Source organism: Ectorhizobium quercum (assembly GCF_026552795.1).
In the GTDB taxonomy this organism is placed as follows: Bacteria; Pseudomonadota; Alphaproteobacteria; order Rhizobiales; family Rhizobiaceae; genus Ectorhizobium; species Ectorhizobium quercum.
The window spans coordinates 233,474-245,595 of sequence record NZ_JANFPI010000003.1 but is presented as its reverse complement, the minus strand read 5'-3'; the positions used below and the strand labels follow the sequence as shown (position 1 = coordinate 245,595).

The 12,122-nt window shown below is 63.7% G+C and carries 11 protein-coding genes; 2 read left to right on the top strand and 9 right to left on the bottom strand.

From position 1 onward, the window contains the following. Positions 1 to 29: 29 nt before the first annotated feature. The 4 genes from NOF55_RS09715 to NOF55_RS09700 all read right to left on the bottom strand — a co-directional run bounded on the left by NOF55_RS09715 (position 30) and on the right by NOF55_RS09700 (position 4,152). Positions 30 to 995, bottom strand: coding sequence for an ABC transporter substrate-binding protein (locus NOF55_RS09715; RefSeq protein WP_306411174.1), 966 nt, complete (start codon positions 993 to 995; stop codon positions 30 to 32). 56 nt (positions 996 to 1,051) lie between these two features. Continuing rightward, the gene (locus tag NOF55_RS09710; RefSeq protein WP_306411173.1) at positions 1,052 to 1,876 is read right to left on the bottom strand and encodes an ABC transporter permease; all 825 of its coding nucleotides are present in this window, start codon (positions 1,874 to 1,876) and stop codon (positions 1,052 to 1,054) included. Further along, positions 1,873 to 2,604 (bottom strand): ABC transporter ATP-binding protein, encoded by a 732-nt coding sequence (locus NOF55_RS09705; RefSeq protein ID WP_306411172.1) that lies wholly within the window; start codon positions 2,602 to 2,604, stop codon positions 1,873 to 1,875. Before NOF55_RS09705 ends, NOF55_RS09710 begins: the two co-directional genes overlap by 4 nt. A gap of 117 nt (positions 2,605 to 2,721) precedes the next feature. After that, entirely contained in the window at positions 2,722 to 4,152 is a 1,431-nt protein-coding gene (locus tag NOF55_RS09700) for an aldehyde dehydrogenase family protein (RefSeq protein ID WP_306411171.1), read from the bottom strand. Positions 4,153 to 4,308: 156 nt separating this feature from the next. Here NOF55_RS09700 and NOF55_RS09695 point away from each other — a divergent pair, with 156 nt between their 5' ends. Next, positions 4,309 to 5,211, top strand: a complete 903-nt coding sequence (locus tag NOF55_RS09695; protein ID WP_306411170.1) for a LysR family transcriptional regulator — start codon at positions 4,309 to 4,311, stop codon at positions 5,209 to 5,211. 100 nt (positions 5,212 to 5,311) lie between these two features. On the opposite strand, the gene NOF55_RS09690 is transcribed toward NOF55_RS09695, so the two are convergent. The 4 genes from NOF55_RS09690 to NOF55_RS09675 form a co-directional block, all read right to left on the bottom strand. After that, entirely contained in the window at positions 5,312 to 6,106 is a 795-nt protein-coding gene (locus NOF55_RS09690; RefSeq protein WP_306411169.1) for an isocitrate lyase/PEP mutase family protein, read from the bottom strand. Between the two features lie 17 nt (positions 6,107 to 6,123). After that, on the bottom strand, positions 6,124 to 7,176 hold the full coding sequence (locus NOF55_RS09685) for a bifunctional transcriptional activator/DNA repair enzyme AdaA (protein WP_306411168.1): 1,053 nt from the start codon (positions 7,174 to 7,176) through the stop codon (positions 6,124 to 6,126). A gap of 115 nt (positions 7,177 to 7,291) precedes the next feature. After that, positions 7,292 to 7,666, bottom strand: a complete 375-nt coding sequence (locus NOF55_RS09680; protein ID WP_306411167.1) for a hypothetical protein — start codon at positions 7,664 to 7,666, stop codon at positions 7,292 to 7,294. A gap of 169 nt (positions 7,667 to 7,835) precedes the next feature. Next, a complete protein-coding gene (locus tag NOF55_RS09675; RefSeq protein WP_306411166.1) occupies positions 7,836 to 8,744 on the bottom strand; it encodes a manganese catalase family protein in 909 nt (302 codons plus the stop codon). Between the two features lie 114 nt (positions 8,745 to 8,858). Between NOF55_RS09675 and NOF55_RS09670 the strand changes: the two genes are divergently transcribed. Continuing rightward, on the top strand, positions 8,859 to 9,797 hold the full coding sequence (locus NOF55_RS09670) for a LysR substrate-binding domain-containing protein (RefSeq protein ID WP_306411165.1): 939 nt from the start codon (positions 8,859 to 8,861) through the stop codon (positions 9,795 to 9,797). Positions 9,798 to 9,848: 51 nt separating this feature from the next. On the opposite strand, the gene NOF55_RS09665 is transcribed toward NOF55_RS09670, so the two are convergent. Beyond that, complete coding sequence (locus tag NOF55_RS09665) at positions 9,849 to 12,035, bottom strand: TonB-dependent siderophore receptor (RefSeq protein ID WP_306411164.1); 2,187 nt, start codon at positions 12,033 to 12,035, stop codon at positions 9,849 to 9,851. Positions 12,036 to 12,122: the final 87 nt, after the last annotated feature.

Sequence of the window (12,122 nt, the reverse complement as noted above, 5' to 3'; positions counted from 1 at the left end):
TCGCCCTCCAGCCGGCGCGCTGCAACCGCTCACCGAGGCAGGTAGTCGTTGGTGTAGAAGTCGGAGACGGCGTAGTCCGTGCCGACTTCGCCGACATCCGCCAGCTTGCCGAGAAGGTTCGACCACATCTCGTCCGTCTGCTGTCCCCATTCGGGTGAATCCGGGCTGACGGACAGTTCGATCAGGCCGTTGAAGTAGTCGATGCAGGCGTCCTGCGAGTGGGTGAGCTGCAAAGTGGCACGGGCGCGTTCGCAGGCCGCCGGCACGTCGGCGACCGCCGCCTGCCAGGACTTCTTCATCGCCCGCAGAAAGCCTTCGACGAGCTGGGGATGGCTTTCAGCGAACCTGGCGTTGACCGAATAGCCGAACCCCAGCAACGGCACGCCGTAGTCGGCGAGCGCGAAAATCTCGGGTTCCTGGCCGGTGCCGCGAATGATGGCGGCATAGGCGAAGCCGTCGCCGCTGATGACGTCGATGCTGCCCGACAGCAGCGCCGCCTGCTTGGCGTTGGCGTCGAGCGAGATCACGTCGAGATCCATTTCGGACAGGTTGTTCACGGCGCGGAAGATCCGCAGGCTGAGCTGGTCGGAACCGCCGGGCGTGCTGCCGATGCGATAGTTCTTGATCGCATCGACGCTATCGAGCGTCACCTTGCCGGCAATGCCGATGAAGGATGCCGCCGTCTTCGTCTGATAGACCGCGACCGTCCGGATCGGCACGCCCTTCGATCTGGCGACGGCGGCGTTCGTGGTGTTGATGTGGGCGATGTCGTAATTGCCTTCGCCGAGCATGATGGCGGTGCTGCCGGAGCCGCGGCCCGGCTCCATCTTCAGGTCGATTCCTTCTTCCTCGAAGTATCTGTCCTCCTGCCCGATCACCAGCGGTGCGTGATAGGGCAGGTAGCTCCAGTCGAGGCCGAGCCGGACCGGTTCAAGTGCGAGGGCAGGCTGCGAGATAACCATCGCGGCGAGCGCATATGCTGAAATGCGAAGCATGACTGTTCCTTTCCTCTGATCTTTATGGGCACCGATCGTTGTTCTCGGGATGGTTGTTATTGGCCGCGCTGGCTCGCATGCCAGGGCAGGCATTTCCGTTCGATGAGTTCGGCGACGTACCAGACGATCACGCCGAAGGCGGAGACGAGAAACACGGCGGCGAAGGCGAGGTCGGTCGTCATGCTGCCGACCGCCTGGATGAGCACATAGCCGAGGCCGCGGTTGGAGGCGACGAACTCGCCGATCACCGCGCCGACCGGCGCGAGCGTCGCGGCGATCTTGATGCCGGTGAAGATGTTCGGCAGTGCGTTGGGAAGCTTGATCTTCCACATGATCTCGAACCGGTTGGCGCCCATCGAGCGCACGAGGTGCAGAAGATCGGGATCGGCCGACTTCAGTCCCATGACGGTGTTCACGACGATGGTGAAGAAGGTGAAGAAGATGACGAACAGGATTCCGCTTTTCAGGCCGAAGCCGATCCAGACGAGGAGCAGCGGCGCCACGACCACCTTGGGTATGGCGTGCGATATCACCAGCCACGGGTAGACGATGCGGTCAACCAGCGGTGAGGCGGCAATCGCGACGCCGAGGAAGACGCCGAGCGCAAGCGCCATGAAGAAGCCGGACAGCGCCGCAAGCGCCGTATATCCGAGATTGTACATCAGGTACGGCCAGCGGGCGATCATCGCCTCGATCACCGCCGTCGGGGCGGGCAGCAGGTAGGCGGGGATTTCGAGCGATCGGGCCGTGATTTCCCACGCAACGAGGCCGACCAGAGCGCTGAGCACCGGCACGCCCGCATTGCGGACTTTCCTGCGCAGCCTGCGCGATGCGGCGGTGCTCTTCTGCACCGCAAGGGACCGGGTTGCTATGTCGCTCATGCCGCCAGAACTCCCTCGTTTTCGAAAAGCACCCGGATCTGGCGGGCGATGGCGGTGAACCGGGGCTCCTCGCGGATGGAGAGGGGCCTTGGTTTTTCGAAGTCTATGTCGATGATGTCGAGCACGCGGCCGGGCCGGGCCGACATGACCACGACGCGATCCGACAGGTAGACGGCCTCGGCGATGCTGTGGGTGATCAGCAGCGTGCTGACTTTCTCGTGCTGCTGGAGCCGTTGCAGGATCACGTTCATCTGGTCGCGCGTCATGGCGTCGAGCGCGCTGAACGGTTCGTCGAGCAGCAGCAGCGACGGCCGCAGCAGCAGGGCGCGGGCGATCGCCACCCGCTGGCGCATGCCGCCGGACAGTTCGTAGGGGTAGCGGTGCGAGAATTCGTGGACCCCGAGTTCGCGCAGCAGGTCGAGCGCCCGCTGGCGCATGTCTGGCGTGTTGCGCTTGGCCAGTTCGGCGGGCAGCATCACGTTGTCGAGGACGTTGCGCCAGTCCAGAAGCAGGTCGCGCTGGAAGACGATGCCCATGTCCCCGAAAGGCCCGGAAACCCTGGTGCCGTCGATGACGACCTCGCCGCCCGTCGCGGCGTCGATGCCGGCGAGGATGCGCAGCAGCGTGCTCTTGCCGCAGCCCGAGGGCCCGACCACGCTCAGGATCTGGCCCTTGTCGAAACCGAAGCTGACCGGATCGAGGGCGCGGACGTCGCCCGTATCGGTCACATATGTCTTTTGAACCGCAGTGAGTTCGACGATCCTGTCCGTTGCGGATATTTGCCGTTTTTCCACTTTTCGTTCCCCATCGCGCCCTTCTTTTATCGGCGTCGTCAGATTGTGCGGTCAGGCCGGCCCATAGCCGACCATTCCCTTGACCTCGAGGAATTCCTCGAGGCCGAATTCTCCATATTCGCGTCCGTTCCCGGATTGCTTGTAGCCGCCGAACGGGCCGTTGCTGTCCACCGGCGCGTAGTTGATCAGGACGCTGCCGGCGCGGATGCGCCGCGCCAGCAGGCGCGCGCGCTGCGGATCGCCGGACTGGACGTAGGCCGTCAGGCCGTAGACGGTGTCGTTGGCAATGCGGACGGCATCCTCCTCGTCGGCGTAGGGAAGGATCGAGAGAACCGGGCCGAAGATTTCCTCGCGGGCAATCCGCATGTCGGGCGTCACGCCGCCGAAGACGGTGGGGCGGACGTAGTAGCCGCGGTTCAGTCCGTCGGGACGCCCCGGGCCTCCGGCCACCAGCCGGGCGCCCTCGTCGATGCCGGACTGGATCAGCCCCTGGATCTTGTCGAATTGCGGACGGCTGATGACGGGGCCGAGGTCGACGCCCTGTGCGGCCGGGTCGCCGACGCGCAGTCCTGCCGCCACCCTGGCGGCGATCGCCTCCACGCGCTCTTCCTCGCCGGCCGGAACCAGCATCCGCGTCGGGGCCGAGCAGGACTGGCCCGAATTGCGCATGCAGGCAAGCACGCCGCGCGTGACCGCATCCTCGAAATCGACGTCGGGCAGCAGGATGTTCGGCGCCTTGCCGCCGAGCTCGAGCGTGACGCGCTTGACGGTGGCCGCGGCGGCCCGGGAAACGGCGACACCGGCCCGGGTCGATCCGGTCAGCGAGATCATGTCGACGCCCGGATGGGCGCTGATGGCCTCGCCGACCGTCTCTCCGGTTCCGTTCACCAGGTTGAAGACGCCGGCCGGGATGCCCGCCTCGTGGAGAACCTCCGCGAAGGCAATGGCGCTCAGCGGCGAAAGCTCGCTGGGCTTGAGAACCATCGTGCAGCCGGCGGCAAGGGCTGGAAGCACCTTGCAGACGATCTGGTTGATAGGCCAGTTCCACGGCGTGATGAGGCCGGCGACGCCGATCGGTTCCCGGCGCACCATTGTCGTGCCGTTAAGGTGCTCGAATTCGTAGCGTTCCAGCACCTCGATCGTCTTGTCGAGATGCGTCAGGCCGGTGCCGGCCTGCACCTTGCGGGCGAATTCCAGCGGCGCGCCCATCTCCTGCGAGATCAGATCGCCGATGCGTTGCCGATGGTCGCCATAGACGTCGCGGATGCGCCGCAAGAGCGAGAGGCGCTCCTCCTTCGTGCTGTCGCCGAAGGTTTCGAAAGCGCGGCGGGCCGCGGCAACCGCGCGGTCGACATCCGCAGCGGTGCCGGCGGAGATTTCCGCGATCGTTTCTTCCGTCGCGGGGTCGATGACGCCGATCCGCTCGGCACCGGCGGGCGCCATCCATGCGCCATCCACATAGAAGTTCAGGAAATTGGACATGTTCCGCTCTTTGTCGCAACCTGCCCCGGCGAATTTGACGCCGCCGGGTAATTCAGGTCGTTTTTATCTTGAGGCAACGGTTGCAAACACGGGTCGATCAGTCAAACTCAAACTTCTGTACTTTTGTTCAGTCAAACCGAACACTAGGAGCTGCCCGTGCTGAGCATCGCCAATCTGAGAACCCTGGTCTGCGTGGCGGAGAGCGGCGGTGTCCGGCTGGCCGCCCAGCGTCTGGGGCGAACGCCGTCGGCCGTTTCGATGGCTCTCAAGCAACTGGAGGATGCGGTCGGTTCGGCCTTGTTCGAAGGCGACCGCAAGGTTCATCTTACCAAGGTGGGGGCGTTCACCGTGGAATCCGCTCGCAATCTTCTCAGGCACTACGACAATTCATGTGCGAGCATCCGCGCCTTCGCCCGGGACGAGATCAGCCGCTGCACGGTTGCGGCCGTGACGTCTTTTGCCGGAACAGTCCTTCCTGAAGCCATCCTGCGGGTGAAGCAGCGTTCACCGAATTTTGAGGCCGTGCTTCGCGAGATCCATTCCGTCAAGATGTCGGATGCGGTGGCGGACGGTCTGGTCAATGTCGGCTTCGGCCGCATCGCCGTCGTGCGGCCGGATGTGGAAGCCACCCCCATCATGCACGAAAGCTACGCGGTCGTGTGCCCGGTCGACCACCGGTTTGCGCACTTCAAGCGGCCGCTGAGCTGGGAGGACCTCGCCCCGGAGGATTTCATCAGCAACGAGAGCTATGACACCCACATATGCGCGGGCCTGACGAAAATGCACGAGAATGCGCGCTTTCACGTCTCCAGCGCTTCATCCGCCTTCGCCCTCGTCGCGGCGAAGGTCGGCGTGACCATCCTGCCGCAACTGGCCAGCCGCATCGCGCCGGGCTGGGTCAGGTTCGTGCCGCTGGAAGACCCGGAGGCATTTCGCACCGTGGGCGTTTTCGTCCGGAAAGGCAGAAATCTCTCGCCCGCCACCCGCATGCTCATCGATACTGCCCGCTCCCTTCTCACCGAATGGGCGGATGAACTGCATGTCGTCGACTTGAAGTGAGCCTTATGGATGCCCGTGGGATCGCTGCCGGTCAGTCTTGTGCCCGGCCTGCAAGGTGCAGCCCTTCTCCCCCCGTGCGCCGGAGACGGGAGGAAGCCTTTCAGGAGGAGTGAGGCAGTCTCCCGGTCAAGGTTTCGCTGCGAGCGGCGATAGACGCCTTCATGCCGGCGACAAAATCAAAATAGGGGCCGGGACCGCAGGAGATGCGGGCAATGCCTGCGGACGCCAGTTCGGCCATGCTTGGCGCGGTCCCGGTTCTCATGGCGTTTACGGGCAGGGAGACCGCGTCGCATATCGTTTTCAGGGCGGCAATGTCGGTCAGTCCGGGGACGAAAAAGCCGTTGGCTCCAGCCTTCTCATATGCTTGCGCCCGGGCGATTGCCTCATCCAGCAGATGGGCATGCTTCGTCCGGTCCCTTTCGTGCAAGAACAGGTCCGTTCGTGCATTGACGAACAGGGAAACGCCCTGCGCCTCGGCAGTTTTCCGGATGGTCGCGATACGGTTGCATTGCGCTTCGGTGGAATGGAGACCGGCGCCGCCGGAAATCTGGTCTTCGAAGTTGAGGCCGACGGCGCCTGTGGCGATCAACCTGGCGACATTCGTGGCCAGGCCCTCATCGGTTTCGGCATATCCGCCTTCGAAATCGACAGTCACCGGCAGATCGACGGTCTCGCAGATCCGCGACACGATGCGCAGGACGAGATCGAGCGGTATTTGCTGCCCGTCCTCGTAACCATGCGCAAGCGCCACCGACATGCTTCCGGTTGCAATCGCTTGCGCGCCCGTTTCCGCAACGATTTTGGCCCCGCCGGCATCCCATATATTGTAGAGAAACAACGGGTCGCCGGACCGATGCAGGGAAGAGAAACGCTGAGCTTTTTCGGCTTGCGACATGGTGTGCATTCCTTTCGTCATCGTGTGAATTGCCGCTCGATCTCGATGAGCTTCTGTTTTCGCCACAACCCGCCGCCGTAGCCCGTCAGGGAACCGTCCGCTCCGATGACGCGATGGCAGGGAATGATCAGCGCGATCTGGTTCGCTCCGTTCGCCCGGGCGACGGCGCGTGTGGCCGATGGCCTTCCGATCGCGGATGCAACCTCGCCGTAGCTGCGAACCGCGCCCGGCGGGATCTGCCGCAGCGCCTCCCACACCGATCGGGTGAAGTCGCTGCCGTGAAGGGCCAGAGGGATCGTGAAATCCGGGGACCGGCCGGTGAAATAGGCATCAAGCTGCGTTTCAAGCACTGCGTGCGGCGCGAGCCTGCCGACACCGAGACTGCATCTGGAGAGTTCGAACAGTTTTTTCAGTTCGCCGGGCAGCGCCTTTCTGTCCGCGAATTCGAGAAGATGAAGCGCCCTCTCGTCCGTGACGGCGATCATGGTGCCAAGCGGCGTCGGCAACCAGTGCGCCTGGAGAAGCGCATTCTCCGCGAGGCGTCCGGGAGGCTGGCCGATCAGGCGGGAAAATGCGCTGCGAAATGCCGAGGGCGATTCGAAACCCGCGTCCTGCTGGGCGTCGATGACCCGGCCGCCGTCGCCGAGGGTTTCAAAGCCCAGCCTGAGACGTTCAAGCCGGGCCATTTCCAGAAAGGTGATGCCGAAATGACGCTTGAAGCTTCGCCGCACGGTGGAGGGGTCGAATCCCATCCGCTCCAGATCCTGTTCGCCCCAGCGATAGCCGGGCCGGTCTGCCAGGAGCTTCAGCAATGCGGCGACGATCGGATCCGCCTCGGCTGCGGGCGCCATCGGATGGCATTTCAGGCAGGCTCGGAAACCGGCGGACATGCACTCGGCCACGCTGGCGAAGAAACGGCAGTTCTCCGGCTTCGGCTTGCGGGCCGGGCAGGTCAGGCGACAGAATATGCCTGTCGACGTGACGCCGACATAGGCGCGACCATCATATGCGGGATCGCGATCGAGCAGGGCTCTATAGAGCGTTTCGGTATCGGGCAACGGGAACAGCATGATCCATCTTTAAAGCCTGCGCGGATGCAAGGGAGCCTGAAATCGGGCGTCTATTCAAAAAATATCGGTGGCCGGAGGTGCGACGTCGCTGTTTCTCCCGCCGGCCGGCCCAACATCAGTGGACCGTCGATGATGCGGCCCGTTCGCAGCACGGCTCCGCGACGTGCCTCAGGATCCGGCCGAGCAATCGGGCCGGCAGAGGTTTCATGACGGCGCCGCAGCCGTGCAATGTCAAGGCGAACCCTTCGGCCGACGCGGCGACTTCGACGGTGTGCCCGGCAACGCCGAACCGGTCGAGGCAGTAGTGCTGCGTGAACCGGTCCCGGTGCTGGACGCTCGAAACGAGGCCCATCACCAGAACCTCGTCGCGGCCGATCAGGCCCGATCCCGGCCTGAATGCGCTCAAGGGAGCGCGTGCACACGTGCCGAGCGTCTTGACGAAGCGGGCCAGGGCGACGATCGCCCTGGCGCCTTCCTCGTCCCCCAGCATGCTGCGATAGAGGATCTGCGCGTCCGTCCACGGTGCGGTCTAGCGCAGGACGATCCCGGTCGTCCACAGACGATACCCTTCCAGAACCAGCTTTTCCGCCGGCTGGCTGAAATAGCCTTCCGGGCTTGCGCCGGGGGTGTGCGGCTCCGGTTTCATGGCCTGCATCCCTTCAGTTCGCCTTTGCGTAAAGCTTTCTGGCGATCTCCAGAATCTCTTCCGGGTGGTAATCGGGAATGAAGGCGCTGGCGACGCCCTCGGCCTCGTATTGCGGACCTCCGGTGGGAGGACCATCGACGACTTCCAGCGGGCCGGAACCGTCGAGCGCCTCGCCCTCCCAGATCACGCCGATCTCCTTGTAGTCGTCGGGGCTGAAGCGATAGAGCCGGCGGTGCATGCCTTCGGCGAGGAAGGGCTGGCTTTCGGGGATCTCGACGCCCTCGATATTGGGGATCGGCAGCATCTTCTTCATGTCGACGCCGGTGAGCTTTTCGAGCGCCAGCGCATAGGCATGCGCATGCACGCCGCCGCGGGTGAACAGATAGCCGAGCATATGGCGTGCGGCCGGGTTCTTCGTCATTTCGTAGACGCGCAGCTTCGCGGTCCGTGCGCCGTTCTCCAGGAAGAAATTGTGCAGGAGGTCGAGGATGAGGTTGCCGGAATTGAAGATGTAATCGCCACGCCAGGGCTGGCCGAGCGCGTTGGTGGCCATGACGCCGTGCGGGCCGTTGATGTGGAAGTTGGGACCGGCCCCGGCCGCGCCGCCGAACAGGTCCTTGAAGATCGCATCGCCCTTCGACACGTCCCCCTTCGGCTCGGCGCCGTGCAGGAGACCGTTCACCGCCGCGCCGACCAGTTCGATATGGCCGAGTTCCTCGGTGGCGATGTTGGCGATCAGGGCATAGAACGGCCTCAGTTTCTCGCGCTGGCGGAAATTGAAGCTCTGGTACAGGTAGGTGTTGAGCGTGGTCATTTCGCCGAAGCGTCCGCCCATCAACTCGTTGACGGCGGCCGCCGCCGACGGGTCCGGTTCCCTGGGCAGGGGCATGTCGACCTGAAGCTTGTCGATACGCAGGAACATGGCGTGTCTCCTCATTTGGCTTGTTGCGACGCCTTAAACTTGATATTTTTACTCCAGAATGTGAAAGAGATTGAATCTATTGATCCAATAGGCTTTCCCTATCGTTGGAGAAGCATGATGGGCGTTTCGTTTTCCGGCCTTTCCCTTCGTGATCTCGAATATCTGGTGGCTGTCGGGGAGCACCTGCATTTCGGCAAGGCAGCCGAGCATTGCGGCGTTTCCCAGCCGGCCTTGTCCGCGCAGATCAAGAAGCTCGAAGCGGCGGTCGGGGTGGTCGTGTTCGAGCGTTCGCCGCGGCGGGTGCTGGTGACGGCGAAGGGCCGGGAAATTCTCGAACGGACCAGAAGCGTGCTGCGCGAAGCCAGCGCGCTGATGAATGCCGGCCGCGACGACAGGCCGCTTTCGGGATCGTTCCGGCTCGGGGCCTTGCCGACCCTCGGCCCCTATCTGCTGCCGCGTATCATGCGCCCGCTCAGAAAGGCATTTCCGGAGATGAGGCTGGTCATTTCCGAAGACCGGTCGGACCGCCTGCTGGCCGCCCTGAAAGAGGGGGAGCTGGACGCGATCCTGGTCTGCCGGCCGGAGGAGGACGGCAAGATCGCCGTGCAGCGATTGTTCTTCGAGCCTTTCACGATCATGCACCCCGTCGACTGGCCGCCGGTCTGGCCGCCGCGCGACGGTTCCATGCCGGTCCTGCTACTGGAGGAGGGGCATTGCCTGCACGATCAGGTGAAAGGAAGCTGCGAGCCCTATCCCTTCCTTGCCTTCGCCGCCCGAAGGGCGAGCAGCCTGGAAATGCTGCGGCAGATGATCGCGGCGGGTGAGGGGATCTCGCTCGTTCCGGCTCTTGCCGCCGCCGCGCTCGACAGGAATGACCGGCTGACCGCCAACACGCCGCTTCCAGCCGCCGGATACGGCCGGGAGATCGTCCTGTGCTATCGCCACTCCGACCCGAGGGCCGCACATATCGCCGGCATCGTCGCGCTCATGCGCGACGGGCTGAACGACAATGTGGTGGCCGTTCCCGCAACCGGCCGGCCCGTCACCGCATGACGAAGCCTCTCGTGCCGATCATGCCGGCCGGCCGGATGAAGGCCGGTTCGCTCAGAAGGTCGTGCCCAGCTTGAAGGTGACGTTGCGCGGCTCGCCGTAGAAGTTGAAGGCGGTGGCGCTGCCGATGCGTTCGTAATATTTCCTGTCGAACACGTTGCCGACCGTCAGGCTGGCGGTGACGTGTTCGTTGAACTTGTAGCCGGCCTGAAGATCGACGACCGCATAACCGGGCGCCCTGAAATCCGTCGCCCCGCCGGCGGCCGTCCTGACGATGTTCTTGAACGAGCTGAAGACCTTCAGGCCGCCGCCGATGAAGATGCCGTCCGTCCAGTCGCCCCGCTCCTCGAATGTGTATTTCGTCCAGAGCTGGACCATGTGTTCCGGCGTGTAGAATTCCGATCCGGCTGCCGTTTCGGTGCTGGTGAATTCGGTGTCGGTATAGGTGTAGCCGGCCATGACTTCCCAGCCCGGCAGGACCGTGCCGCTCACTTCCAGTTCAAGCCCCTGCATGTTGGCTTCGCCCTGCGCCAGATAGGAGCCCGGATTGGAAATGTCGCTGATTGCGCGATTCTTGTCGAGCAGGTTGAAATAGGCGATCGATCCGTTCACCCCGTCGAGCAGTTCCGCCTTGAAACCCGCCTCGTACTGCCGTCCGGTGCGCGAGCCGATCATGTTGCCGTCGACATCGGTGTTTTCCTGCGGCTTGAAGATTTCGGTGTAGCTGGCATAGGCCGAGATGCGATCGGTGAGATCGTAGATGATGCCGGCATAGGGGGTGACTTCCGCATTCTCGGAAACCTTGCTGGTCTCGGCGTTGCCGGTGGAAAGCGTCGTCACGGTCGAGCTTGCGTCGTACCAGCTCAACCGGGCGCCGCCGATCAGGGTCAGCCTGTCGACCGGCTTGATGCGGTATTGCCCGTAAATGCCGAATTGCCAGGGATCGGTTTCCGTCCGCGTCGTGTAATTGACCGTAGGTTTGTCGACGGCGGAGTTCCAGTCGTAGACATTGAAGACGCCGCTGATCGTGCCTGCCGCATTCAGCATGTCGGTGTCGTAGGAACGATAGTCCATGCCGAGAATGACATTGCTTTCCATGCCGTAGAGATCGACGGGCTTGCTGATGTGCGCATCCAGGGAAAGGGCCGTTCTCTCGAAATCGCGCGCCAGCCACCGCATGCCGGTGCTGCCGTCCGCGCTGACGGCGCCCGAGGCGAATCCGTAGAGGAAATCGGCGTCGAGCCGCGAATAGAGCGCCGAGATCTTGGCGTGGCCGCCGTCCTCGAAGCGGTGCTCCAGCTCGGCGATATAATCGGTGATGCGGTTGCTGAAATCGTTCCAGTCGGCCCCGACGAACGTGGAGCGGTCGAGATCCAGCAGGGTGCCGTCCGAAAAGGCCGGCAGGCCGTTGAACGGGGTGATGTGGCGTTGGCGGTGGTTGACGCTCACCGTCGCGGTGGTGTTGTCCGTCAGGTCCGCCTGCACCGTGCCGTAAAACACGCCCACCTTGTTGTCGACCACGTCGACCCAGTGATCCTTGGTGGAAAGCGCACCCACCAGTCGGCCGCGAACCCGGCCGGACTTGGTCAGCGGTCCCGTGACGTCCGCCTCGATCCGCTTGCCGTCCCAGGAACTCATGATGGTGTTCACGCTGGCCTTGTATTCGTCGGATGCCTGCTTCAGCCGCATGTTGATGGCGCTGCCGGGCTCCCCGGCCCCGCCGAACAGGCCGGACGGCCCGCGCAGGATTTCCACATGGTCGATGGTCGCCATGTCGGGCTGGGTGCCGTAGATGCTGTCTTCCGGGGTCGACAGGCCGTTCAGGTAGAGCGAATCGACTTCGAAACCGCGCGAGAAGAGGCTGGAGCGGCCGTCGTCATTGGCAAGCACCACCACGCCCGGCGTCTTGCGCAGGGCGGTGTCGAGCGAGGTGAAATTGCCGTCCTCGAGGCGCTCGCGGGTCAGGACCGTGGTCGATTGCGGAACCTCGCGCAAGGGCCGCGTGTCCTTGTCGCCGACGCTGATGAGATTCGTCGTATAGCTGCCCGTCCCTTCGGTGTCGTAGGTCGAGCCCTCGACGACGATCGTCCCCAGTTCGGTAACGGTTTCCGGATCGTCGGCGTTGCGCGCATCCTGCGCATGGACGCCTACGGCCATCCCCGCGAGGACGGTCGTTCCCAGCAGGATGCGCGCCAGTTTGCCGGCATGCCGCCGCTTCACGATGGTTTCCGTTCCGTTCATTCCAGTCCCTCCAAAACGACAAGGATCGATCCCGACGACCGCCATTTACGCCGAACAGTCCCCGCGGCGACTATTCTTGAGTTAATG

What these genes read in the sequence shown, in the direction of transcription:
- NOF55_RS09680 (WP_306411167.1), bottom strand. Translation starts at nt 7,666, where the DNA reads ATGCTGGGGGACGAGGAAGGCGCCAGGGCGATCGTCGCCCTGGCCCGC.
- NOF55_RS09710 (WP_306411173.1), bottom strand. Translation starts at nt 1,876, where the DNA reads ATGAGCGACATAGCAACCCGGTCCCTTGCGGTGCAGAAGAGCACCGCC.
- NOF55_RS09665 (WP_306411164.1), bottom strand. Translation starts at nt 12,035, where the DNA reads ATGAACGGAACGGAAACCATCGTGAAGCGGCGGCATGCCGGCAAACTG.
- NOF55_RS09670 (WP_306411165.1), top strand. Translation starts at nt 8,859, where the DNA reads ATGATGGGCGTTTCGTTTTCCGGCCTTTCCCTTCGTGATCTCGAATAT.
- NOF55_RS09685 (WP_306411168.1), bottom strand. Translation starts at nt 7,176, where the DNA reads ATGCTGTTCCCGTTGCCCGATACCGAAACGCTCTATAGAGCCCTGCTC.
- NOF55_RS09675 (WP_306411166.1), bottom strand. Translation starts at nt 8,744, where the DNA reads ATGTTCCTGCGTATCGACAAGCTTCAGGTCGACATGCCCCTGCCCAGG.
- NOF55_RS09690 (WP_306411169.1), bottom strand. Translation starts at nt 6,106, where the DNA reads ATGTCGCAAGCCGAAAAAGCTCAGCGTTTCTCTTCCCTGCATCGGTCC.
- NOF55_RS09715 (WP_306411174.1), bottom strand. Translation starts at nt 995, where the DNA reads ATGCTTCGCATTTCAGCATATGCGCTCGCCGCGATGGTTATCTCGCAG.
- NOF55_RS09700 (WP_306411171.1), bottom strand. Translation starts at nt 4,152, where the DNA reads ATGTCCAATTTCCTGAACTTCTATGTGGATGGCGCATGGATGGCGCCC.